Below are 22,709 nucleotides of genomic sequence, written 5' to 3'. Positions count from 1 at the left end.
GTAAATACTGTGGGAAGATACGCCCAAATGATTGCAACAACCGCTCTTGAACTCCGTGCTGGTGCACGCCTTTTGGTATCAGGGGTCACAGTACGTATCAACAATGGGGATCGAATCGGATTCGTTGGGCGTAATGGCGCTGGTAAATCCACTCTCGCAAAAGTCCTCGCAGGTGAAACCCAACCTGCAGGTGGCGGCGTTCAGCGCACCGGAAAAATTGGCTATCTGCCACAAGATCCACGCACGGGTGAAGATCAAGGAACCGCGCTAGACAGAATTTTATCTGCGCGCGATTTAGACCAAATTGCTGTACGTATGGCGCAAGTAGAGCACGAGATGTCTACTACTGAAGGCGCCGAACTTGAAAAAGCGCTCGAGCGTTACACCCGAGTAGATGCTGAATTCAGCGCAGCTGGTGGATATGCCGCAACTGCTGAAGCCGAAGCAATTGCCCACTCACTTGGCGTTTCCGAGGCAGTCTTTAACAATCAACTCGACACTCTTTCCGGTGGTCAACGCCGACGTATTGAACTAGCTCGCATCCTTTTTTCAGGTGCCGAAACCTTGCTCCTAGATGAGCCGACAAACCACTTAGATGCTGATTCGATTATCTGGCTTCGAAACTACCTCGTTAATTACTCAGGTGGCCTCGTCATCATCTCCCACGATGTGAATCTGATTGAAACAGTTGTCAATAAAGTCTTCTACATCGATGGCAATCGAAATGTCATCGATGTCTATAACTTAGGCTGGAAGCAATACCTCTTACAGCGTGAACAAGATGAACACCGCCGCAAGAAAGAGCGCGCTAACGCGGAGAAGAAAGCAGAAATCTTGCAAAAGCAAGGCGAGCGAATGCGCGCTAAGGCATCGAAGGCAACTGCCGCCCAAGGCATGTTACGTCGCGCCGAAAAACTACGATCATCACTTGATGATGTGCGCGTTAAAGATAAGGTGGCAAAACTTCGCTTTCCAACTCCTGCCCCATGTGGCAAGACTCCCCTGTCAGGTGAAGAGCTATCAAAGAACTATGGCTCACTTGAAATCTTCACCGACGTATCTTGTGTGATTGATAAGGGCTCACGCGTAGTGATCTTGGGCCTGAACGGTGCTGGAAAAACAACACTACTAAAAATTCTTGCCAACCAACTTGAATCAGATACCGGCAAAGTAGAACATGGCCACGGGCTCAAACTCGGCTACTACGCCCAGGAACATGAAATGCTCGACTTCGAGCGAACCATTCTGGAAAACATGATGTCTTCTAAAGATGACTTACGTGAACCAGAAGCTCGCAACGTTCTCGGTTCATTCCTCTTCGTAGGAGACGATGTTCATAAGCCGGTAAAGGTGCTTTCAGGTGGAGAACGAACTCGTCTTGCTTTAGCAACGCTGGTTGTATCTGCTGCCAATGTTCTCTTACTCGATGAACCAACGAATAACTTAGATCCAGCTTCCCGTGAAGAGATCTTGGGAGCCTTAGGTGAATATCAAGGCGCGGTCATCATGGTTTCTCACGATGAGGGCGCCGTCCAGGCCCTAAAGCCAGAGCGGGTGATTTTGTTGCCTGATGGCGATGAGGATATTTGGAAAGAAGAGTATTTCGACTTAGTCAGTATTGATTAAACACCACCATTTACAGCCGATTGTGGGTCGTGCGGGACTCTCGAGAGTTTGGGCTCTTCAATACTCTTGACTGAGAAAGACTTGCTGGTACTTTGAGTTATGCGCAAAGTTGCTCTATCCCTTTTGGCTATAAGTGCGCTGATTTTCTCCTCGACGCCTGTCTCTCAGGCCGGATTAAATGCGCCAGTTAATCTCGACAACCCCCGAGCAGTTCCAATCTTTGGGCAGCAGGAACCCTCACAAGTTAACTTGATGGCCGGTTGGAGCGGATTCTTATATTCACCACGGATTGTCTTTAGCGCTGCACACGCCCATTACCGTTTTGATAACAATGGTGATCGTATTTTAATTGCGCCAAAGTTTATAACTGTGGGTAAACCTAACTCTTCAACTAAGGATGCTGAAGGTAGAGCAAAGGTTATTAAGACTTTTGTGGGTGACTACAAAAAATCATCAACAGGCTGGACCCTTAACGACTTTATTGTTCTTGTCTTAGATAAAGATTTAGCTACCGTCTCTCCAGCAAAGTTAATGACTGCAGAAATTGAGGCTGAATTAGTAAAGGCACGAGCAGAGGTAGCTTGGCATGGATACGGTGAGTATCGAGATCGTTGTGATCCCGGGCAGAAGAATCCATGTCCTGAGGATCGGAATAATCCCAATAAAAGTCCAAGTGAGCTTCCTAGAATAAATAAATCCAACTTGGCTCCTAAGTCTGATTTTCCCTGGCTGCAAGGACAAGGGCTCATCGAATTAGCGAATGAAACACTATTAACAAATCTTTCAGGGTGTCCTGGTGACTCTGGTGGTGGGCTTACAACCACCTATAAAGGGGAAGTACTTTATGTTGGGCAAGGAATTTCAACTGGCATGAATTTCTATGCCTGTGGGGCAACTAATGCACCTGCAAATGAAAAACACCCACGAGAGATGGGTTTTATTTCTCCAGTCTTTAAGCACTTAGATTTAATTAAGCAAGCTGAAGATTTTGTCGCCCAGCAAGTTGCAGTTATCAAGAGTTCGACCAGTAAGCCAACTACTTCAATAAACTGCGTAAAAGGCAAACTGACCAAGAATGTCACTGGACCCAATGCGAAGTGTCCAAAGGGATTTAAGAAGAAGTAGTGCCAATTTTTTGAGGAACTACTTAAACTCGAAGTGAGTAGCGAGGGGATCGAACCCCAGGCCCGGTGTTAAGAACTAAGCGTCGATCTGCTCGCGATCGATCTCAGCTGTTGCAATAAATTCTTTACGTGGGGCCACATCCGATCCCATCAAGAGCTCGAACATCTTCTCGGCAGCTTCGGCATCCGGCACAGTAATTCTGCGCAGCGTGCGGGCATCAGGATCCATAGTGGTCTCACGTAGCTGATCTGCATCCATCTCACCCAGACCTTTATAACGCTGAATCGGCTCTTTCCAACGCTTGCCGGTCTTCTTTAAATCTGCCGTAATTCGCTTCATCTCATCGTCGGAGTAGGTGTAGATGTACTCACCCTTCTTGCCGCCCACACCCATTGTTTCAATGCGGTGCAGAGGTGGAATTGCAGCAAAGACCCGGCCAGCATCGAGCATCGGGCGCATATAGCGATACATCAAGGTAAGTAGTAGGCAACGGATATGTGCGCCATCAACATCAGCATCTGACATCAAGATAATGCGGCCATATCGAGCATCATCTAACTCAAATGATTTTCCAGAGCCAGCACCGATGACCTGAATGATGGAGCCACACTCTTTGTCATCGAGCATCTGGGAAAGTGATGCTTTTTGCACATTGAGAATCTTGCCGCGAATCGGCAAGATCGCTTGGAATTCAGAGTTACGGGCTGCTTTGGTTGTGCCCAGCGCGGAATCGCCCTCAACGATAAAGAGCTCAGTACGTGTGACATCTTCCGAGCGACAATCAGAGAGTTTTGTCGGAAGAGAAGATGATTCCAGTGCGTTCTTACGGCGCTGCAGATCCTTATGAGCACGAGCACTAATACGGGTGCGAGAAGCACCAGCAATCTTTTCCATGATCAACTTGCCGTTCGCCTTATCAATACGGCGAGTAGTTGCAAAGAATTCCTTTAATTTATCGGCAACCACCGTGGAGACAATCTTTGTCGCAGCTGCGGTTCCGAGGACTTCCTTGGTCTGTCCTTCAAACTGTGGCTCTGACATACGAACTGTGACTACTGCGGTCAGACCTTCCATGACATCGTCTTTAATGACATCGGCCTCGTTCTTCTTCAGAATGCCAGCGCTGCGCATCGCTTCATTAAAGGCCTTAGTGATGGCGCGCTCAAAGCCAAGCACGTGTGAGCCGCCCTTGGGGGTGGCAATGATGTTTACAAAAGAGCGAAGTGTTGTGTCAAAGCCCTCGCCCCACTTCATTGCAATATCTACTTCCATATCGCGCTCAACATCGGTTGAGACCATATGGCCCTTGTCATCTAGTACCGGCACAGTCTCTTGATAATGGCCGCTGCCGTAAATACGAATTACTTCACCAACAGCCTTATCTGGTTGTAAGAAATCGCAGTACTCAGAGATGCCACCCTTATGGAAGAAGGTCTGGGTGGTCTTCTCTTTCTTACGGTTATCGTTAACAGTAATAGAAAGCCCTGGCACAAGAAAAGATGTTTGACGAGCTCTGGCATAGACATCATCGAGGTCAAGCTCGGCATCCTTTAAAAAGATTTGGCGATCTGACCACCACTTAATACGGGTGCCAGTTACCTTGGCCGAAACTTTTCCAATGGTGCGCAAACCTGATTGCGGCGTGAACTCTGCTTTCGGTCCATCACCATCGAATATTCCAGCAACACCGCGCTTAAATGACATCCAGTAAATCTTGCCGTTGCGATCTACTTCAGCATCAAGGCGCTCGGCCAAGGCGTTCACAACCGATGCGCCCACACCGTGGAGACCACCGGATGCGGCATAGGAACCACCACCGAACTTTCCACCGGCATGGAGCTTGGTCAGTACAACTTCAACACCGGTAAGACCTGTCTTTGGTTCTTTATCAACTGGAATTCCGCGACCATCATCGTGTACTTCAACGGACCCATCTGATTCAAGATTAATTTCAATTTTCTTACAATGCCCCGCCAGTGATTCATCAACTGAGTTATCAATAATTTCCCAGAGGCAATGTTGTAATCCGCGGGAATCGGTTGAACCGATATACATACCCGGGCGCTTGCGAACTGCGTCTAGTCCTTCAAGGACTGCGAGGTCTTTGGCGGTATAGCTATCCTTAGAATCCACCTCAGGGGTAAAGTTCAATTCGTCAGCCACGGTGGCAAAGGTTAGCCAGCGAATGCTTCGCATCTGCGTAAGCGCGCCGGGACATCTCAGATATTGGTAATTGAGGTGAGATATCCCCTAATAATCGGTGAATATGCGCTCAGATAGCTAAAAATTTACATAATTGGAATCAATTTACCGTGCGGGGAATAAAGAGAACTGGCATGATGTTCCATAGAAGTACCAGAACTTCCCACTAAGCGAAATGGAGAGCGCGATGACCGAGCAAGTAATCCTCGAATCCACACCTCTGAATGCCCTCGATCGATGTGATCGTTGTGGTGCACAAGCTTATGTGCGTGCAACTCTGCTCAATGGTGGCGAACTCATGTTCTGTGCCCATCACGGCAAGGAATATGCTGAAAAGCTGAAGGCAGTAGCTGCAGCGATTCAGGATGAGTCAGAGAAGTTGGTTGAAGTTAAGTAATTACTCTTTAAGAGCGCCCTTATGCGAACCATCGCATAAGGGTTTTTCTTTTGATTGACCACAACCGCAGAACTTTGGATTCTCGATAGTTTCAAGCACTTTGCCATCAGCATCGACTAGCTCTACTACCCCAGTGATGCGAATAGATCCGCTCTTAGGATTGATAAAGGCTTGGGCATCGGCCATCTGGTGTTAATCCAGATAATCGCGCAGTGATTGCGAACGAGATGGATGGCGCAGCTTTGACATCGTCTTAGATTCAATCTGGCGAATACGCTCACGTGTAACACCGTGAACCTTGCCGATTTCATCAAGAGTTTTAGGCTGTCCATCTGTGAGCCCGTAACGAGCCTTAATAACATCGGCTTCGCGGTTGGTAAGCCCGCCCAGCACCTGCATCAACTGCTCCTGCAAGATAGTAAAGGTCACTGACTCTTCTGGCTTAACTGCCTCTGAATCTTCAATGAGGTCTCCGAATTCAGAGTCTCCTTCTTCACCTAGTGGGGTGTGAAGTGAAATTGGTTCGCGGCCATACTTCTGAACTTCGACAACCTTCTCCGGTGTCATATCAAGTTCTTTAGCAAGTTCTTCCGGTGTCGGTTCGCGACCCAGATCTTGCAGCATCTGGCGCTGCACGCGCGCTAACTTATTGATGACTTCAACCATGTGTACTGGAATACGAATGGTGCGAGCCTGATCTGCCATGGCACGGGTAATTGCCTGACGGATCCACCAGGTGGCATAGGTGGAGAACTTGTAGCCCTTGGTGTAGTCAAACTTCTCTACTGCGCGGATAAGACCGAGGTTTCCTTCTTGAATCAGATCAAGGAAGAGCATTCCGCGACCGGTATAACGCTTAGCAAGTGAGACCACCAAACGAAGGTTTGCTTCCAACAAGTGATTCTTGGCGCGCTTTCCATCTTCGACAATCCACTCCAGCTCGCGCTTCATCTTCTTCTCTAGCTTCTTCGTGTGCTTCAGCGCTTCTTCGGCAAAGAGGCCGGCTTCAACGCGAGTAGCAAGTTCAACTTCAAGTTCGGCATTAAGAAGTGCCACGCGACCAATCTGCTTCAGGTAATCCTTTACTGGGTCTGCGGTCGCACCAGCTGTAAGAACTGTCTGTTCTGGTGGCAGGCGCTTGATTTCAATCTGAATAAATCGAGCTTGTTCGTTAAAGAAGTACTGCAAATCTTCTAGGTTCTTGAGGTGGCCCTGGTTAACCGCTTCAGCGATGAGTTTTGCGGACTTCTCATTAAAGGTGCTCATCGCAAATTGCTGTTGAATCTGCTTAAAGGTAAGTGCCTTTGCTTCTACCTGATCAATATTGCTCTTTGGTGGAAGCTCTACTCCCTGAATCTTGCCGTTGATAGCCTCAAGGACGAGATTTACATTCTTCAAATCCTTCTTATGCTTCTCACGCTCGTTCTTATCTTCTTCTTCATCATCGGCATCAGAGTCAAGGAGGGTAAATGAGCCCGCTTCATTCTTAGTCTCATCCGATAGGGTGACAACACGCGGCTGATCTTTACCATCTGATTCAGCATCAACAATTTCTGAAGCTTCTGCAATCAGCGTCTCGACATCTTCTAATTCAACTTCTTCGACAACAATTTCATTGCCATCTTCATCGAGCACAATGGCGACTTTCTCACTCTTGGCACTTTCAGACTTCGGCTCGACCTTTGGGGCAATCAGGGCTAGCTGCGCCTTTGAAAGAATGCGACTTGGAGCGCCCAGGCCAGCTTTGCGAGCCTTCTCTGTTGCCTCTGGAATCTCAACGTCTAATGCGCGAGCTTCCAATGCCAACGGCATAAATTCTTTCTTAACCGCCTTGCGATAGTTATCAATGCCACTTGCGGCGAGAGAATCGATGATCTCTTTCTGGCGCGCAATAGCCTTCTTTAAATCAACGAGCTGCTGAATCTCTTTTACGGTGAGTTCTTTCTTAATTTCAATCTTTGCTGGCTTTACCGGCTTAGCAGCAACCTTCTTCGCAGGTGCTTTCTTAGCAACGCCCTTTTTAGCAACGGCCTTTTTTTTCGCAGAAGTCTTCTTTGCTGGAGCAGCTTTCTTGCTCTTTGCCTTGTTTTTGAGCGCACTAAATCGAGCCACAATTGTCCTTTTGGTTTTTCTTCGAACTGCTCGAAGTAATACCTATATTGTACCCGCAACATGCAAGGCGTGGCGAATAGCAGCGCCCATGGCTTCACTCTCCACCAAAAATCCGTCATGGCCGAACTCGGAGCTGATGACAATCGGCGGCTCGGCGGTCGGAACCAGCTCTGAAATCTCAACCTGAAGTCGAGGGACGAAGAGGCGATCGGTATCGATGGAGACAACTACCACTGGAACTTTCACGCTGGCCAGGGCCTTGACCACGCCACCGCGCTCCCGGCCGATATCGTGAGAATTCATCGCATCAGTGAGAGCAATATAGGTATTGGCATCAAAGCGTTTTGCCAGCTTATTGGCCTGATGGTCTAGATATGACTGCACGGCATAACGCCCAGTCTCATCTCCTTGTAGTTGGCGACCAAAGCGCACGTCCATCTCAGATTCGGTGCGATATGTCAGATGGGCAATCCGGCGCGCAATTCCCATACCGTCAACCGGGCCTCGCTCTTGTTCGTAGTAATCGCCACCGTTGAAGTAAGGATCAGATTTAATCGCCTGAATCTGCACCGAAAACGTTCCGATTTGATCCCCGGTGGCAACGGCGGAAGATCCGATGGTGCAGATGGCACTGACTCGCTCCGGTAACTGCACCGCCCATTCCAGGGAACGCATGCCACCGAGTGAAGGACCCACTGCAAGTAAATACTTATCAATTCCGAGCGCATCACTAAAAGCAATCTCGGCGTTGACCATGTCACGAATAGTGACGATGGGAAAGCGGGAACCATAACGTTTTCCATCAGGGGCAATACTTGCTGGGCCAGTTGAACCTTGACAACCACCAATGACATTGGGACAGAGCACAAAGTATTTATCGGTATCAAATGGCAGCCCAGGACCCACCATTTGCGGCCACCATCCGGGAACATCAGACCAACCGGTCATAGCGTGGTTGACTAAAATTGCATTGGACTTATCAGCGTTTAACGTGCCCCAGCTTTGATAAGCAATGGTGATATCTGGCAGAGTTTCGCCATTTTCAAGAAGTAAATCACCAATCTTGATAAATTTACGATCACCTGGATCATCACCTTCAAGCCACGCACCGGTGACATCGAAGTTAACTTTTCTGCTCATTGGTAAATCCTTCACGCACTTGCAGCTAAGAGCTCTGCCTGGTCGTCACCCGGAGCACCCCGCCGCGGTGGAGGGTTGCCGTCTAGTCAGCCGGGGCTTTGAACTAGAACTCGTGACCAGTGCAAATATTACCCGAAAATTGTGGCAACTACTTTGGGGTGTAGCTCTGCCCGCATCTTGGTAAAGGATTTCGCTGGCCAGCCCACCGTAAATACTCGCCGCAGTAGCACCGCCAACGAGTATTGCGGGTTATCTGCCAACGCACGATCGAGCGCCCTCTGGGCCAGGGCGCCCTCACCCCGTTCATAGGCAAGAGCGGCAAAGACCGATGCAATGGGGGCGACAAAACCATTGGGTGCAATAACTAATAAATCGCGCCACATCCGCCAGTAAGAATCTGCGCTCTCAAGGCTGTGACTACCCAGTGCGAAATCACGCACTTGAATATCACTCATGCGGCCAATAACCCTGGCAACCAATTCGCGATCTTCTGCTCCCCTACCCACGTGATATTCACCTGCTAAATCAATGACAGCCGTTGCACCATCTCGTTGCATGTGATTTAACTCTTTCGCATCGCTAGCAATGATGAATTGGTTGACCTCACTCATCCAAGACTCATGAGCGGCAGATGGCAGCGCAGAGATTGAATGAATCAATTCGCCGACGGTGGCAAAGGGCATGGGGTGTCCGGCAATAACGTGCTCAGCGGCGATGCGCGATGAATCAATTTCTGGAACTGGGCTGCCTTCTGGAGGACAACACGCTGAATCAATACAGAGAAGTGAGCGAAAGCGATTACTTTGCACAAGCAGTGACTCTCTAATCTCAATCCCGGCGCGCATGAGTGCAGCACTGGCATTTATCAGTACTGTCTCGCCAGCTGCTGATTCGGCAGGTGTGTAGGCGACAAGTAGTGCGCCATCAGCTCTTTCGCGGGTGAAGTGTGAGGCAAGTAGGTCATAGCTTTCACACGATAGGTCAACGGGCAAGTCCACCCGCATCGCCATGCCAACGGCATCTTTATCAACTGAGTCGGTATTGAGTGCAACTAGAACAAGTGAATTACTTGGGTGGTAGCCAATCAGAAATGGAATAGCAGCGAGCAGATCGTGCGGTGAAGTCAGGGTGGTCATGGGAAGCCTTTCTTATCGATGAAGTGAAGTAGCAGGAGTAAAACGAGTGGGCGCAGCAACAACTGTGATCGGCAGAATTGAGACTGATTCAATCTTTCCCGGAATCCGATTTTTCACACCTTGCACCGTGAATTCACCATCCCAACTTGTAACGAGTTGGATGAGGTAGTGCCCCGGATTGGAATATGAATGCTGGATCTGTCCATCTGGAAAAGGTGCGCCAGCGTCGCGAGTGATAAAGAAGATGCCATCGCCGTAATGCCAGATGAAGGTGGGTTTAAGGGAGACTTCAACAACTTCGCCCACGATTTCAATCTTTTTGGTAACAATAGTTGGAATATCGGACCAGAAGAAGACCGGCACTTTAATCAGTGGTTGAAATGAGGGGGAATAGGCGATACCGGCAGTGGGCAGAATTTCAATTAACTTATCACTCAGCGATGTTGCCGTGGGGGCTACTTCGGGCTTTACCCGTTTTTTCACTATTGGTTTTTTAGTAGCAGTAATAATCTTCGGTTTTGCACTCCCGGTTGGTTTCGGTGGTGGGGTAAAAGTTCTCTTGATGACTGGCTTTCTAGTCTTACTGGGAGCTGGTGCTACCTCTTTCTTTTGCACTGCACCCGTTCCTTTACGCCCTTCAATGACAATCTTGCCGTCCTGGGTATAAACATCAATACATGCTCGCTCGATGCAATCTTGGGCATGCGCTGGAGGTGAAATAGTCGTCAGTAGTAATGCGATTACTAAGAATCTCTTCATGCGCGGGAGGTTAATTCCCTTGAGCGCGCAGAAACGATTCAATCGTGCCGGTTGTGGATAGATATGAGAAAGTAGGACCATGGCTGCCCGCGATGGAGATGGATGGATCCAATGCGTATGTGGCTCTAAACATTGGGGCGTCCACGGCGCAGCAGGGCTACTCATTATTCGTGACGGCGCTATCTTCTTGCAGCATCGCGCACCATGGGTGCATAACGGTGACACCTGGGGAATTCCAGGTGGTGCGCGAGATTCGCATGAAAGTGTCATGGAAGGTGCGATTCGGGAAGCGGTAGAAGAAACTGGCATCAACCCCGGTGATCTAGAGCCGCTTCACACCTTTACCGATGATCACCAGGGCTGGAGTTACTCAACAGTGATTGCCCGCGCAAATCAATCACTTGAGGGCCACGAACTCAACGATGAATCATTTGAAGTGCGCTGGGTGAAATTTGATGATGTTACACGCCTGCCATTACATCCCAGCTTTGCTAAGAGTTGGCCGCTATTGCGCCAATGTATCGATGATCTGATCACACCAGGATAAAGAGCTCTTATCAATATGGGCAATCACCAAAACTGTTCGCCCCTGATCTCGCAACTCTTGCAAGAGCGCAATAATCCGCGCTTTACTCTGCACATCCTGCGCCGATAAGGGTTCATCTAATAAATTGATGGGCGTATCTCGTATCAACGCCCGCGCAATCTCAACTCGCTGCGCTTCTCCCCCAGATAAAGTAGTAACGCTCTGGTTTTCATATCTGGTCATATCAAGGCTCTTCATCACAGCGTCCACGCGCGCAAGTTCGGCTGGTCCTTGGCCCATTTCGATCAGTTCCCGGGTGGTGTAGGAAAGCCAGTAATTTCTATTTTGCAAGACAACACTGCGCAGCTGTGATTGTTCTACAGCTGAAATCTCTTTTAGATCGCGACCAGCAATAGTGATCATCCCAGAAGTAATAGGTAGGTCGCCGGCCAAAGCGCCGAGCAATGAGCTCTTCCCGCTGCCATTGGGCCCGATAACTGCCGTGATCTTTCCCGGTTCAATCCTGGCGCTGAAATCGGTAAGGATGCTCTTTCCACCGCGAATAATGGAGACTTTCTCAATCGTAATTAGCGCCATATGTCACCACTTTTTTTAAGAGTGAGTATCAAAATCGGTGCACCAATCAGTGATGTCAAAAGGCCGATCGGAAGTTCAAAGGGTGGAATCGCAGAACGTGCTGCGGTATCTGCAATGAGGAGTAGAAGTGCGCCAATCAGTCCTGAATAAATAACCAGCACCCGGTTGCGTGGGCCACATAAGTAGCGCGCTATGTGAGGGGCAGCCAGAGCTAGGAATGCAATGGAGCCAACGCTGGAGACAGTCACTGCAATAAGAACTGCCAAGATGGCAAATGCGGATAAGCGAATGCGCTGTGCGTTATGTCCGATGTGTCTGACCGATGCATCACCTAACGAAAGTAGATCAAGGGTTGGCGCGATCTTCCAGGCAATCACAGCAGCGATGACGAGCACTGGGGCCACAACATAAAGCGTCTTGCTACTCACCAGTGAGAGTGAACCAAATGACCAGAAAGAGATAGAACGCGCATCTGGTCTGCTCACCGCTGAAAGTGTGAGCCCCACAATTGCACTCAGAATTGCCGAGACGCCAATGCCGATAGTAATCAACTGCAGGGCAGAGCGAGCGAGTGAAAATGTCAGCAAGGTTGCCGCCATCGCACCAATTGCTGCGCAGACAACGGCGCCGGCTGAGCCAATGCTGACTAAGTTGGTCAGTACCCCAAGTAGAACTCCGAGAGATGCACCGGCTGAGGTTCCAAGAATTGCTGGATCTGCCAAGGGGTTATTGGTAGAACTCTGAGCAAGGCAGCCAGCCACACCCAGTGCTGCGCCGATCAGAATCGCTGCTCCCACACGCGGTGCGCGAATCTGCCAAATAATTTGGTGTGATGCGCTCTCCGGATTAAGAAATGGATTAAAGATATATCGAAAAAGTTCACTGACCTCGGTCGCACCGAGTGATAGCGCAACGATAGAGATGATGGGAAGTAAAAGAATCAGTGGCGCAATCTTTTTCATCACTTCATCGCCTTTGCCATTGCCGCACTTAACTTACTTAATAAATCAGGGGTGCGCGGACCAAAAGAGAGCAGCAGTGAATCATCGACGGCAATCACTCGCTTATTCTTGCCGGCATCAGTCTGTGCGATTCCGGGAAGTTCTACCAATCCCTTGAGGCCACCGACTGATTGCAGCCCCTTGCTCATCACCAGAATGACATCAGGATTCAGTGAAGCAATGAGCTCACTTGTCATAGCGTTAAATGGATTAGCAAGCGTTGCCGCCCCAACATCTTGCGCCCCGATTGCTGTGATTAACGAATCAGCACCTGATCCTTTTCCACCAATTAAATAGATGGAGCTGCCACCGCGAAGATAGAGAAAGACAACTCGACTCTTTCGCTCTGCAGTACCGAGTGTGCTCAAGGAAGAATTCATTGCCGCGCTCAAGGCACTCCCACTTGCCGGCGCCCCGATGGCATCGGCTATGGCGCCAACCTTCGCCGGCAGATCACTTAGCGTCCATGCCTCTGGCGTTTTCACTACCCGAATTCCGGCCACTGCTAAGGCATCGAGCGCGCTTTGCGGGCCGGTGGATTTATCAATAATGACCAGATCTGGTGTGAGGGCGATTATCTTCTCCGCAATCACTTGGTGTCCGGATGTCACTACCGGCACCTTTCTCAGGTCTGCATCAGTACTAGCAATATCGCGGCCAATCAGTATTGATTTAAATCCCATGGCAGAGATTATTTCTCCGGCGCCATTGGCAAGTGCCACAACTTTCTGCGCTAGCGGACTTTCACTACTTTCAATGGTGGTCACTTGCGCCGATGAAATCTCAATTGCCGTTGATTGCACCTTGCTGCAACCGGTAAGTAAGAGCGCAGCAGATGTGATTGTGAGAACACCTAAGGTGATCACACTTCGCTCTTTACGCATGAATGAATCCTCTCAAATTTTTTGCCGACAAGTTCCGGCATAGTTGTCGGATAAAGCTAGGCACCACCTTCTCTATTCTTGCCAGCATGCGTAGGAAGTGGGTAGTTATGACGGTAGTCGTCATTGCTGCTGCGCTACCGGCACCTGCTATAGCTGCCACCACTGTCGTTGGCGCAGATGGTCAAAAATTTAGCGCATCTGCTACGAAGGTGAAGAGTGGACAAGAGATAGCAGTATCAGGACAAGGATTTGATGAAACTGTAGGAATTTATCTCGCTTATTGCCTGCTGCCTAAGAAAGGTCAGCCTCCCACACCATGTGGTGGAGGAGTCAATAAAGAGGGTATTGGCGATGCTTCTTATTGGATCTCATCTAACGCACCTTCCTATGCCACTGGGTTAGCAATCGCATTCGCACCTGGTGGACGTTTTGTTGAGAAAGTTCGAGTAACAAAGAAAATTGGTAAGCACGACTGCACCCAAGTTAAATGCGCCATCACAGTCAGATCAGATCACCTGCATGAAGGCGATCGCACCCACGATCTATTCATTCCCGTCACCTTTAAGAAGTAAATCAGCTACGAAACTAGGAGAAACATGTTTACCGCACATAAGAAGGCTTTCATCGCACTTACCGTCATCGCTTTAGTTGCCCCCATCGGCATATCAACACCAGCCCAGGCAGAGACCTTTGCCTTCGCAAGTGCGCCCCTGACAAATCTCAATCCAGCCGGAGACACAATCAATGGCGGTTTCACTAAGTTTCCAACAAAAGCTGGAATGTATATTCAACAATGCATCGCACCAGTAGGTGCTGCTCGCCCGGTAACGTGTGATGACGTAAATCAACTATGGGTAACCGGAACCGGAGAGCCAGGCTCAAGCATTTCAACGGGTGCGATTAAGGTCAAAATTTCTGGATCCATTACCGGTAAGGGCGTCACAGTCGATTGCACAACTACCCAATGTGGACTCTTCTTCCGTTTAGATCGAACAGCTGGTACTGATACTTCAGAAGATAAGTTCTTGCCCATTACTTTTAGAGCCGGTGCCCCAGCGCCGACACTTCCCGCTGATGAAATCACTGTCACCCTGAATGGAACAGCCCTAGTTCGCAATATGCCAAGTAACTTGGCTTACCGCGCAGTTGCCAAGATTGTGGCAACTGCTAAATCAGGGCTTCCAATTACCTTCACATCTCTCACACCTGAATGCTCCTATGCCGATGGAACATTGACCGCCCTCAAAGGCGCTGGGCAATGCGCACTTGGCTATGCAACAGCCGGGAATGCAACCACAGCGGCGGCAACAGGTAACTTCCCATTCATCCTGACACCGGGAGCCCAGAAGATTGGCACACTGCCAAAATCACTGAAAGTCGGTTCGAGTAAATCACTTCCGAAGTTATCGAACTTTGGTGAAGTAGTTATGTATATGACCTCCTCTAAATCTTGCTCAATCAAGGCCAACGTTCTTAAGGCAAGTAAGCCAGGAACATGTGTTCTCGATTATCACGCAGAAGCCAAAGCTGGAATGTGGCAGATGAGCAATGGCTCAGTAAAGATTGCGATTAAGTAACTTACTCATCCACACTTGAGGCAAGTCTGCGAAGTGATTCGCGCACCACTGCCCCATCACTTGTTCGCCACAGCGGTGGCATCGAGTTAAGCAGCACGCTGCCATAGCGCTTTGTGACAATTCTTGAATCAAGGATTGCCACAACGCCTCGGTCTTCAATGCTGCGAATCAAACGACCTGTTCCTTGCGCCAATAACAGCGCGGCGCGCGGTACTGATACCTGCATAAATCCACTGCCACCTGATGCATCAGCTAGCGATGATCGGGCAGACATGACCGGTTCATCGGGACGCGGAAATGGAATGCGATCGATGGCAACTAAAATGCAGGAATTTCCTGGCACATCCACGCCCTGCCATAGCGACATCGTGCCGAGCAAGATAGAAGTTTCATCTTTTGCAAAACGCTCTACCAGAGGCCCCACCGCATCACCACGTTTTTGCGTGATAATCGAAATCGGTAAATCAACTAATACTTCACGCAGGTGGGCATCTGCTGCCTCCACCCCGCGCCAGGAACTAAAGAGAGCAAGGGTGCGACCGCCTGCAGCGTCAATCAGTTCCCCGAGTTCATCCAGTACCTCTTTGCTCGGACCATCGCGACCTGGCTCTGGTAAATGTTTTGGCAGATAGAGAACTCCCTGATTAGCAAAATCAAAGGGAGATCCGACATCGAGCATCTGCACATTTGCTGGGTCGATATCTTCACTATCACTTTCAGCATCAGCATCTGTTCCCACAACGAAACCAATACTGCGCGCCATCGCATCAAAGTTATTGCCCACAGTTAACGTGGCAGAGGTGGCAATCACTGGCGTCTTAGTGAGCAAATTGCTGCGCAAGACGTGTGAGACCGAAAGTGGTGCCAAATGCAAGGTGGAAAATGTTGGCTCATACCAGAGCACATGCTCATCGCCCATTTTAAGTAACTTGCCGGCAGTCGTTGCAATCTCTTGCACCGCACCCTTTACTCGAGCGCGCTCGGCATTGCTATCAGGATCGATGATTTCATCATCGGCGCTCAGTATCTGCACAAATGCCGTTGAACTCTCTTTTAACTTTCGAATCGGTGCTTCTAACATACTTGGAATATCTTCCAGGCGACCTTGCGCTGCAAAATCACTCTTCACGCTTTCACCGTAATCAGCCATCGCATCATGAAAACTATCGGCTGCCTTCGTCAGCGCCTCACTTGGCTTGCCAGGTGAGTATTTGCGAGCCATGGCAGCAGCTCTCTGCACCCGCCCTGATGTGAGCTCTTCGGTTACCGCTTGTGTGGTGCGATCCATAAACTCGTGAGCTTCATCCAAAATCACGGCATCGCGCTCCGGCAAAATCGGATGCGAATCAACTATTTCGATGGCCAGCAAGGTGTGGTTGGTGACAACAACATCAGCCTCTTGCGCTTTCGCTTTTGCCTTCGCGGCAAAACATTGCGCGCCCCAGGCACAGACATCAGCGCCCACGCATTCACGCCCTGATAAAGAGTTAGCCGCCCATACTCTGCGATCTACATCCGGTGCATCATCTCGGTCTCCCGAAACTCCCGGCGTCTTAGCCCAAGCAATCAAGCGCTTGGCATCTTTTTCTAGATAAGAAGATTCCAGAACTAACTCACCATCTGGATCGGTGTCATCGGCGTTCATCTTCTGCAGACAGACATAGTTGCCTACACCTTTATAAATTCCATAAGTAATCTCGCGCCCCAGCACTTTTTCCAGCGCTGGCACAACTGCTGGTAAATCACGTTCTACCAACTGTCTCTGCAAAGCAAGAGTTGCTGTCGCTACCAACACTTTTCGACCATGAACCAGTGCGGGAACAATGTAGGCAAGAGATTTGCCTGTGCCAGTACCCGCCTGGACCATGAGGTGGTGTCTATCAGTGAGCGCGTTCGCAACTGCTTCGGCCATCTCAATCTGGCCTTCGCGCGTTGATCCGCCAATAGCTGCTACTGCCGCATCGAGTGCTTTTCGCACCTGCGCAGATAAATCGCTCATGGTCGCACTCTATCTGCCCGTGGATTTGTCATCATGCTCATAGTCATAAATGGTTATAATTCGGCGCAATGAGAAGATGGGATCAATAAAGTAATGAAGATCTGGACTCAATGGAGTGATCTCACTCTTCCCGCCGGCATGACACACCTAGAAACTGATGGATTTGTTCCGTCTGCATCGCAATTTGATGAGATTGAATTCTACGTTCCCAGCTATATGGGCGGTCTTAAGACCATTGAAATTATTCCGAAGATGAAAAACCTTAAGGTTGTGCACTACAACCAAGCGGGATATGAAGATATTTTGCCCCATATTCCGCAAGGAGTAAGCCTGAGTAATGGAACCGGAATCCACGATGTCTCCACCTCAGAACTGGCAATTGGTCTAGCGATTGCTTGCCGCCGCGGATTTGCCGAGTTTATGGATAACCAGAAGCAGGGCATCTGGAAGCGCACAACAAAGCCAGCACTTGCTGACTCACACGTTGGAATCATTGGCTATGGCCATATCGGCAAGCGAATCGGATCCCTGTTAGAGATGTTTGAAACTAAAGTCACCGCCTTCACGCGAAGTGGTAGCGATGGCTCAATAAAAATTGCAGAATTTGATGCCTATCTTCCAAAGCTCGATGTCATTATTTTAATTCTGCCACTCACTCCTGAATCAAAGAACTTTATGAACGCAGAACGTATAAAGAAGATGAAAGATGGCGCCACCTTGGTTAACGTCGCTCGTGGTGCCATCGTCGACACCGACGCTCTCGTTGCCGAACTTCACACCGGGCGCATTACCGCTGGTTTAGATGTGACCGATCCAGAACCACTACCGGCCGGTCATCCGCTCTGGTCGGCACCAAACGTCATCATCTCCCCCCATGTGGGCGGAGATAGTGGAGCCTTCCAACCGCGAGCACGCACAATGGTGTCGCAGCAGCTACAGCTGCTATCTGAAAATAAACCCTTGCTTAATCAGATTATCGCTGCGAGTTAAACCTTCTCGTTAGATCCGGCCTTAATGGCAACAAATACCTGTAGCGCTGCAAGTCCGATGATGAAGTAGAGCGCGCGATCCCAATTGCCGGTGATGTCAAAGAGTCTGCCAAGAATGATTGGCGAAACGGTCGCCATCACATAGCCAACTGATTGCATCATGATGGAAAGTGACTTGGTCTTTGCAGCATCTGCTGCGCGGAAGACAACCAAGAATAAAGCGATTGAGAATGTTACATAAACCCCAATATTTCCCAGGATGACCCAGACCCAGAGGCTCATGCCGGTATCAACTGAGATAGCAAAGTAGGAAATCGCCAGGAAGATTGAGAAGACAATTAACACCATGCGGAAATCTTTCCGCTTTGCCGCAAAGTGCGGAACGGCCAAGCTAAGCAGAGATCCCACCAACGTTGCTACCGCAACCAGAATTCCCGCGTTGACCAAGGTGAAGCCTTTAGTTATCAAGATGGTTGGTAACCAGGTCGCTGATGCGTAGTGAATCATGTTCAGCAGACCGAACAAGATGGTGATCGACCAAGCAGAGCTGCTCTTAAATAGTGGATTTGCCCAGAAACTTTCCTTGCTTTCAACAACATCAGATACCGAAGAGCTAGGAATCTTGATCCACCACCACAGCGCGGTGAGGGCGCCAATGATGAACCAAGGAAGCATGGCCAGGCGCCAGGTGTAGGAAGATGCTTCTGCAAGTGGAGCGGTGATGGCAAGTGAAATCGCGGCACAAGAACCCATGACAGAGGCATAGATTCCGGTCAGTAGCCCCGCATTTGAGGTGCCATTCTCCTTTACCCAGACCGGCAACATGTAGTTAAGCACAGCCACCGAAATACCGAGTGTGATGGAGAAAATCAAGATGGATGCAATATCAAAGGTAGTACGTAAGAAGAGTGAGAGCGTAAGCAGTGTGATGGCGTAGGAAATAACACGATTGGTATTTCCTAGACGGCTAATACTGCGCATTAAAATTGCGGAAAGTGAGAAGCAGAGCAGTGGTGTTGCAGCCAGAATTGATTCAGTAAAGACGCTGATTCCGTACTCTTCTTTAAGAATTGGAAGTAGCGGGCCAATGAGAATGAGGCCGGCTCTCATATTCGATGAGATTGCAAATATCGGCAGGCCCTGCTTCAAGGTATTTTTCATGGAGCCAAAGTAGCAGGGCGCACCACTAATAAGAAGAAATTAGGAGAGTTTTATTTGCCTTTTGCCATGCGAAAGAAGTAGTTAATGATGAAGGCAATTACATATCCAAGGGCACTGTTTACAATGATTGTTGTTGGATAGATGCTGGGCCAGAAGAGAGTGAAACCAAGAGCAATCAGGGCTCCCAGCCAACCGAATTTAGCTGCCGCACGATGTCTAGAGATAACTTTTTTCGCCATGGCAAAATGATAATCGAAAATCGAAGGTAAAGGTAGGTGACTTATCCCTAATCCAGTGCCGAAATCCGAAGGGAAAAGGAACCGCTCTTAGAAAATATATTGATTGACGCTTCTGAATCCAGGATGCGCACCAGAGTTTCTGAGTGGGCATTTACCCAAGGCCCCGGGTAATCCCAACTCGTAATCTCCGGCCACGGATCAGGGGCCACTCTGGAACGAAAGAGCTCCACGACATCGTCTTCAAACTCTTCGGCAAGAAACTCGGCAATGACTCTCACATCGTGAGAAATTATCTCGGCCGTGACTACCTCACTTGTGGGTAGCGAGGCAGTTTTACGGGTGTGATGAACCTTCCGCCGCATTTCACTCAAGGCATCGGCGCTCAAGAGACAGCTGACCAACCCCTCCATCGCATTCTCCCCTGCTAGCAAATTCTGCTCCGACTCTACAACAGCAGGCTGCTTCTGGCATGTCAGGGCGTTGGGTCCCCCGTTTTGAAAAGCATGTATCATCCCTCCATGCCTGCAACGCCGCTGGTTTATCCGTTCACCTTCGGAGATCGCTCTATGGCCGATCTCCTCGGTGGCAAAGGTGCCAATTTATCCGAGATGACACGGATGGGTCTTCCGGTACCACCGGGATTTACCATCACCACCCAAGCTTGTCGAGAATTTCTGGCATCTGGCGTCATTCCATCTTCCCTCACTGGTGAAATCGAAAGCGCACTGCGCGAACTCGAGAAGATGCTTGATAAGAAATTTGGCGATCCGAAGAATCCACTCTTAGTTTCTGTTCGCTCTGGTGCAAAGTTTTCCATGCCAGGCATGATGGAGACTGTTCTCAATGTCGGCATGACTCCAGAAGTTGCCGAATCACTTGCAAAGCAAACTGGTGATGCCAAATTTGCCTGGGATTCCTACCGCCGCTTCATCGATATGTTCGGCCGCATCGTCTGCGACATTCCGCCGGCTGATTTCAAGAAAATTGAAGCTCGAATTCTTGAAGCAAATTCCGTAAATAGCATTCAAGAATTAACTGTAGATGGCCTAAAAGCCCTATCACAGGCTCTCATTAGAGAGATTGAAGCCCAGACCGGTAAGGATTTTCCAACAGATCCACGCCAGCATCTGATTAGCTCTGTGGAAGCAGTCTTCCACTCTTGGAATTCAGAGCGTGCCCAGATTTATCGCCAACGTGAGCGCATTCCATCTGATTTAGGTACTGCGGTAAATATTCAATCAATGGTATTTGGAAATCTCAGTGATGACTCTGGAACAGGCGTTGCCTTCACTAGAAACCCAGCCACCGGTGAAAATGGAAGCTATGGCGATTATCTAGATCGCGCCCAAGGTGAAGATGTGGTTGCCGGTATCCGTAACACCATGACCTTAGTTGAGATGAATGAACGCGAGCCAAAGGCTTTCCAAGAGCTAGAGCGAGTGATGTCACTTCTAGAAAATCACTATCGCGATCTATGCGATATCGAATTCACAGTAGAGCGCGGAAAACTCTGGATCCTTCAGACTCGCGTAGGAAAGCGCACCGCCGAAGCAGCATTTCGCGTTGCCCTACAACTTGTCGATGAAGGCAAGATTTCTATGGATGAAGCCCTCTCTAGAATCTCTGGTGAGCAGCTAGGTCACCTCATGTTCCCGCAATTCGATTTGGCCGGACAGGTAACTGAAATTGCCCGCGGTATCCCAGCTTCAGCAGGCGCCGCCGTCGGTGAAGTTGTCTTTGACTCAAGACGAGCATTTGATTTAGCACGCGCCGGACATAAGGTAATTTTGGTAAGACGTGAAACCAGCCCTGATGATCTAGTGGGAATGGTTGCCTCTGAAGGAATTCTCACCAGTCGCGGTGGCAAGACTTCTCACGCAGCTGTAGTGGCTCGTGGAATGGGTAAGACAGCTATTTGTGGAACAGAGAGCATCTCAGTTGATGAGCGCGCTAACTTATTTACCGTCGGTGCGCTCACCGTCTATGAAGGTGAAGTGATCTCTATCGATGGCACAAGTGGCATCGTCTACTTAGGTGCACTTCCTACTATTGCCTCCCCCGTTACCGCCTACCTAGAAGGCAAGCTTGATGCTAATTCGCCACAGGCAACACCCGTTGTAAAGGCGGTAGACCGCATTTTGCAGCATGCAGATGCCTCACGTGTGCTGCGGGTTCGAACTAATGCTGATACCCCAGAAGATGCCGTGCGCGCCCGCATTCTCGGCGCCGAAGGTGTGGGGCTCTGTCGCACAGAACATATGTTCTTAGGACCACGCCGTGCCTATGTTGAGAGCCTGATTTTGGCTGAAAATGAAGAAGCGCAACGTGGAATCATCGCCGAAATGGAACCACTACAACGCGGCGATTTCGTCGGCATCATGATGGCGATGTCTGGACTTCCAGTGACAATCCGACTGCTTGATCCACCACTGCATGAGTTCTTGCCTAATATTGCAGAGCTCAGCGCCGAGATGGCGCGCGCAGAAGCACTCGGAGAAGAAATTTCTCCGCGCCAACAAGCAGTCTTTGCCGCCGTGAAACGCCTGCATGAATCTAATCCAATGCTGGGTCTTCGTGGAGTTCGCCTTGGAATTTTGATTCCCGAACTATTTAAGATGCAGGTTCGCGCCCTTGTGCATGCCTGTCTTGAAGTTCGAAAGCTTGGCCATAACCCAATGCCAGAGATCATGGTTCCACTTGTTGCCACCCAGCGAGAGCTGCTATACTTGCGCAAGACCCTGGAAGAAGAAATTGCCAATACTCTTACCGGCACCGGACAACACTTCGATATTCCAATCGGTAGCATGATTGAGACTCCTCGCGCTGCTATGACTGCCGGCAAGATTGCAGACCATGCCGACTTCTTCTCATTTGGAACAAATGATCTAACCCAAATGACCTGGGCCTTTAGCCGCGATGATGTGGAATCAAGCTTCTTGCCGCGCTATCTAGATTTAGAGCTCGTGCCCTTTAATCCATTTGAATCACTGGATCAAGATGGTGTGGGGCTGCTGGTGCGCATCGCAACCGAGCAAGCACGTGCTCACACCTCAGATTTTAAAATTGGTGTCTGCGGTGAACACGGTGGAGATCCACGCAGTATTCACTTCTTCCACTCACTGCACCTTGATTACGTCTCCTGCTCCCCCTTTAGAGTGCCAATTGCTCGCTTAGAGTCAGGGCGAGCAGTGGTACTGGCTAATATGGCAGGCCCAGCAAGTTCTAGTACTTAGTCGCTC

21 protein-coding genes and 1 riboswitch are annotated in these 22,709 nt (G+C 49.5%); of the genes, 8 read left to right on the top strand and 13 right to left on the bottom strand.

Annotated features, from left to right (window positions below; genetic code table 11):
- The first annotated feature begins 27 nt into the window (after positions 1 to 27).
- Both abc-f and A1sIIB142_RS02270 read left to right on the top strand, forming a co-directional pair.
- A complete protein-coding gene (abc-f, locus tag A1sIIB142_RS02275; protein WP_095694128.1) occupies positions 28 to 1,626 on the top strand; it encodes a ribosomal protection-like ABC-F family protein in 1,599 nt (532 codons plus the stop codon).
- A 99-nt stretch (positions 1,627 to 1,725) separates the two neighbouring features.
- Complete coding sequence (locus tag A1sIIB142_RS02270; protein WP_095693500.1) at positions 1,726 to 2,751, top strand: trypsin-like serine protease; 1,026 nt, start codon at positions 1,726 to 1,728, stop codon at positions 2,749 to 2,751.
- A gap of 75 nt (positions 2,752 to 2,826) precedes the next feature.
- Here the strand turns inward: A1sIIB142_RS02270 and A1sIIB142_RS02265 are convergent, their stop codons facing one another.
- A complete protein-coding gene (locus tag A1sIIB142_RS02265) occupies positions 2,827 to 4,947 on the bottom strand; it encodes a DNA gyrase/topoisomerase IV subunit B (protein WP_420021857.1) in 2,121 nt (706 codons plus the stop codon).
- Between the two features lie 193 nt (positions 4,948 to 5,140).
- On the opposite strand from A1sIIB142_RS02265, the gene A1sIIB142_RS02260 reads away from it, so the two are divergent.
- A complete protein-coding gene (locus A1sIIB142_RS02260; protein ID WP_095674640.1) occupies positions 5,141 to 5,350 on the top strand; it encodes a DUF7455 domain-containing protein in 210 nt (69 codons plus the stop codon).
- Here the strand turns inward: A1sIIB142_RS02260 and A1sIIB142_RS02255 are convergent, their stop codons facing one another.
- The 5 genes from A1sIIB142_RS02255 to A1sIIB142_RS02235 all read right to left on the bottom strand — a co-directional run bounded on the left by A1sIIB142_RS02255 (position 5,351) and on the right by A1sIIB142_RS02235 (position 10,497).
- Positions 5,351 to 5,536 (bottom strand): CDGSH iron-sulfur domain-containing protein, encoded by a 186-nt coding sequence (locus A1sIIB142_RS02255; protein ID WP_095693498.1) that lies wholly within the window; start codon positions 5,534 to 5,536, stop codon positions 5,351 to 5,353.
- Between the two features lie 6 nt (positions 5,537 to 5,542).
- Positions 5,543 to 7,462 carry an RNA polymerase sigma factor gene (locus tag A1sIIB142_RS02250; protein WP_095693497.1) on the bottom strand — a complete coding sequence of 640 codons (1,920 nt, stop codon included), beginning with the start codon at positions 7,460 to 7,462 and terminating at the stop codon, positions 5,543 to 5,545.
- Positions 7,463 to 7,504: 42 nt separating this feature from the next.
- Positions 7,505 to 8,602, bottom strand: a complete 1,098-nt coding sequence (gene metX, locus A1sIIB142_RS02245; RefSeq protein WP_095693496.1) for a homoserine O-acetyltransferase MetX — start codon at positions 8,600 to 8,602, stop codon at positions 7,505 to 7,507.
- A gap of 10 nt (positions 8,603 to 8,612) precedes the next feature.
- A riboswitch (SAM riboswitch) is annotated at positions 8,613 to 8,720 on the bottom strand.
- Between the two features lie 10 nt (positions 8,721 to 8,730).
- Positions 8,731 to 9,738, bottom strand: a complete 1,008-nt coding sequence (locus A1sIIB142_RS02240; protein ID WP_095693495.1) for a DUF4192 domain-containing protein — start codon at positions 9,736 to 9,738, stop codon at positions 8,731 to 8,733.
- Between the two features lie 12 nt (positions 9,739 to 9,750).
- Positions 9,751 to 10,497: a hypothetical protein gene (locus A1sIIB142_RS02235; RefSeq protein ID WP_125898848.1), complete on the bottom strand. Its 747-nt coding sequence runs from the start codon at positions 10,495 to 10,497 to the stop codon at positions 9,751 to 9,753.
- Between the two features lie 79 nt (positions 10,498 to 10,576).
- On the opposite strand from A1sIIB142_RS02235, the gene A1sIIB142_RS02230 reads away from it, so the two are divergent.
- Positions 10,577 to 11,044, top strand: a complete 468-nt coding sequence (locus A1sIIB142_RS02230; protein WP_095674634.1) for an NUDIX hydrolase — start codon at positions 10,577 to 10,579, stop codon at positions 11,042 to 11,044.
- Here the strand turns inward: A1sIIB142_RS02230 and A1sIIB142_RS02225 are convergent.
- The 3 genes from A1sIIB142_RS02225 to A1sIIB142_RS02215 are packed head-to-tail and all read right to left on the bottom strand — an operon-like array spanning position 11,003 to position 13,505.
- Positions 11,003 to 11,620, bottom strand: a complete 618-nt coding sequence (locus tag A1sIIB142_RS02225) for an ABC transporter ATP-binding protein (RefSeq protein WP_095693493.1) — start codon at positions 11,618 to 11,620, stop codon at positions 11,003 to 11,005. The two genes, A1sIIB142_RS02230 and A1sIIB142_RS02225, sit on opposite strands and share 42 nt — an antisense overlap.
- Positions 11,611 to 12,582, bottom strand: coding sequence for a FecCD family ABC transporter permease (locus A1sIIB142_RS02220; protein WP_095693492.1), 972 nt, complete (start codon positions 12,580 to 12,582; stop codon positions 11,611 to 11,613). The genes A1sIIB142_RS02225 and A1sIIB142_RS02220 overlap by 10 nt, the downstream gene beginning before the upstream one ends.
- Positions 12,582 to 13,505, bottom strand: a complete 924-nt coding sequence (locus A1sIIB142_RS02215) for a heme/hemin ABC transporter substrate-binding protein (protein WP_095693491.1) — start codon at positions 13,503 to 13,505, stop codon at positions 12,582 to 12,584. The genes A1sIIB142_RS02220 and A1sIIB142_RS02215 overlap by 1 nt, the downstream gene beginning before the upstream one ends.
- A 107-nt stretch (positions 13,506 to 13,612) precedes the next feature.
- On the opposite strand from A1sIIB142_RS02215, the gene A1sIIB142_RS02210 reads away from it, so the two are divergent.
- Together A1sIIB142_RS02210 and A1sIIB142_RS02205 are read left to right on the top strand one after the other, a co-directional pair.
- A complete protein-coding gene (locus A1sIIB142_RS02210) occupies positions 13,613 to 14,077 on the top strand; it encodes a hypothetical protein (protein WP_095693490.1) in 465 nt (154 codons plus the stop codon).
- A gap of 24 nt (positions 14,078 to 14,101) precedes the next feature.
- Positions 14,102 to 15,082 carry a hypothetical protein gene (locus A1sIIB142_RS02205; RefSeq protein WP_095693489.1) on the top strand — a complete coding sequence of 327 codons (981 nt, stop codon included), beginning with the start codon at positions 14,102 to 14,104 and terminating at the stop codon, positions 15,080 to 15,082.
- 1 nt (position 15,083) lies between these two features.
- On the opposite strand, the gene A1sIIB142_RS02200 is transcribed toward A1sIIB142_RS02205, so the two are convergent.
- Positions 15,084 to 17,081, bottom strand: a complete 1,998-nt coding sequence (locus A1sIIB142_RS02200) for an ATP-dependent DNA helicase (RefSeq protein WP_095693488.1) — start codon at positions 17,079 to 17,081, stop codon at positions 15,084 to 15,086.
- A gap of 93 nt (positions 17,082 to 17,174) precedes the next feature.
- On the opposite strand from A1sIIB142_RS02200, the gene A1sIIB142_RS02195 reads away from it, so the two are divergent.
- On the top strand, positions 17,175 to 18,071 hold the full coding sequence (locus A1sIIB142_RS02195) for a 2-hydroxyacid dehydrogenase (protein ID WP_095693487.1): 897 nt from the start codon (positions 17,175 to 17,177) through the stop codon (positions 18,069 to 18,071).
- Here the strand turns inward: A1sIIB142_RS02195 and A1sIIB142_RS02190 are convergent.
- From A1sIIB142_RS02190 to A1sIIB142_RS02180, 3 genes are read right to left on the bottom strand one after another with little or no spacing between them, the layout of a single operon-like run.
- On the bottom strand, positions 18,068 to 19,231 hold the full coding sequence (locus A1sIIB142_RS02190) for an MFS transporter (RefSeq protein ID WP_095684550.1): 1,164 nt from the start codon (positions 19,229 to 19,231) through the stop codon (positions 18,068 to 18,070). The genes A1sIIB142_RS02195 and A1sIIB142_RS02190 overlap by 4 nt on opposite strands.
- 50 nt (positions 19,232 to 19,281) lie before the next feature.
- Entirely contained in the window at positions 19,282 to 19,470 is a 189-nt protein-coding gene (locus tag A1sIIB142_RS02185) for a hypothetical protein (RefSeq protein ID WP_095674625.1), read from the bottom strand.
- A 47-nt stretch (positions 19,471 to 19,517) separates the two neighbouring features.
- Positions 19,518 to 19,832: a hypothetical protein gene (locus tag A1sIIB142_RS02180; RefSeq protein WP_125898847.1), complete on the bottom strand. Its 315-nt coding sequence runs from the start codon at positions 19,830 to 19,832 to the stop codon at positions 19,518 to 19,520.
- 156 nt (positions 19,833 to 19,988) lie between these two features.
- Here A1sIIB142_RS02180 and ppdK point away from each other — a divergent pair, with 156 nt between their 5' ends.
- A complete protein-coding gene (gene ppdK, locus A1sIIB142_RS02175; RefSeq protein WP_095693486.1) occupies positions 19,989 to 22,703 on the top strand; it encodes a pyruvate, phosphate dikinase in 2,715 nt (904 codons plus the stop codon).
- The last annotated feature ends 6 nt before the right edge of the window (positions 22,704 to 22,709 follow it).

This window comes from Candidatus Planktophila versatilis, from assembly GCF_002288345.1.
GTDB lineage: Bacteria > Actinomycetota > Actinomycetes > Nanopelagicales > Nanopelagicaceae > Planktophila > Planktophila versatilis_A.
The sequence above is the reverse complement of the archived record's forward strand: the minus strand, read 5'-3'. Positions and strand labels throughout refer to the sequence as shown.

What these genes read in the sequence shown, in the direction of transcription:
- abc-f (WP_095694128.1), top strand. Translation starts at nt 28, where the DNA reads ATGATTGCAACAACCGCTCTTGAACTCCGTGCTGGTGCACGCCTTTTG.
- A1sIIB142_RS02270 (WP_095693500.1), top strand. Translation starts at nt 1,726, where the DNA reads ATGCGCAAAGTTGCTCTATCCCTTTTGGCTATAAGTGCGCTGATTTTC.
- A1sIIB142_RS02265 (WP_420021857.1), bottom strand. Translation starts at nt 4,947, where the DNA reads ATGCGAAGCATTCGCTGGCTAACCTTTGCCACCGTGGCTGACGAATTG.
- A1sIIB142_RS02260 (WP_095674640.1), top strand. Translation starts at nt 5,141, where the DNA reads ATGACCGAGCAAGTAATCCTCGAATCCACACCTCTGAATGCCCTCGAT.
- A1sIIB142_RS02255 (WP_095693498.1), bottom strand. Translation starts at nt 5,536, where the DNA reads ATGGCCGATGCCCAAGCCTTTATCAATCCTAAGAGCGGATCTATTCGC.
- metX (WP_095693496.1), bottom strand. Translation starts at nt 8,602, where the DNA reads ATGAGCAGAAAAGTTAACTTCGATGTCACCGGTGCGTGGCTTGAAGGT.
- A1sIIB142_RS02240 (WP_095693495.1), bottom strand. Translation starts at nt 9,738, where the DNA reads ATGACCACCCTGACTTCACCGCACGATCTGCTCGCTGCTATTCCATTT.
- A1sIIB142_RS02235 (WP_125898848.1), bottom strand. Translation starts at nt 10,497, where the DNA reads ATGAAGAGATTCTTAGTAATCGCATTACTACTGACGACTATTTCACCT.
- A1sIIB142_RS02230 (WP_095674634.1), top strand. Translation starts at nt 10,577, where the DNA reads ATGGCTGCCCGCGATGGAGATGGATGGATCCAATGCGTATGTGGCTCT.
- A1sIIB142_RS02225 (WP_095693493.1), bottom strand. Translation starts at nt 11,620, where the DNA reads ATGGCGCTAATTACGATTGAGAAAGTCTCCATTATTCGCGGTGGAAAG.
- A1sIIB142_RS02220 (WP_095693492.1), bottom strand. Translation starts at nt 12,582, where the DNA reads ATGAAAAAGATTGCGCCACTGATTCTTTTACTTCCCATCATCTCTATC.
- A1sIIB142_RS02215 (WP_095693491.1), bottom strand. Translation starts at nt 13,505, where the DNA reads ATGCGTAAAGAGCGAAGTGTGATCACCTTAGGTGTTCTCACAATCACA.
- A1sIIB142_RS02210 (WP_095693490.1), top strand. Translation starts at nt 13,613, where the DNA reads ATGACGGTAGTCGTCATTGCTGCTGCGCTACCGGCACCTGCTATAGCT.
- A1sIIB142_RS02205 (WP_095693489.1), top strand. Translation starts at nt 14,102, where the DNA reads ATGTTTACCGCACATAAGAAGGCTTTCATCGCACTTACCGTCATCGCT.
- A1sIIB142_RS02200 (WP_095693488.1), bottom strand. Translation starts at nt 17,081, where the DNA reads ATGAGCGATTTATCTGCGCAGGTGCGAAAAGCACTCGATGCGGCAGTA.
- A1sIIB142_RS02195 (WP_095693487.1), top strand. Translation starts at nt 17,175, where the DNA reads ATGAAGATCTGGACTCAATGGAGTGATCTCACTCTTCCCGCCGGCATG.
- A1sIIB142_RS02190 (WP_095684550.1), bottom strand. Translation starts at nt 19,231, where the DNA reads ATGAAAAATACCTTGAAGCAGGGCCTGCCGATATTTGCAATCTCATCG.
- A1sIIB142_RS02185 (WP_095674625.1), bottom strand. Translation starts at nt 19,470, where the DNA reads ATGGCGAAAAAAGTTATCTCTAGACATCGTGCGGCAGCTAAATTCGGT.
- A1sIIB142_RS02180 (WP_125898847.1), bottom strand. Translation starts at nt 19,832, where the DNA reads ATGCGGCGGAAGGTTCATCACACCCGTAAAACTGCCTCGCTACCCACA.
- ppdK (WP_095693486.1), top strand. Translation starts at nt 19,989, where the DNA reads ATGCCTGCAACGCCGCTGGTTTATCCGTTCACCTTCGGAGATCGCTCT.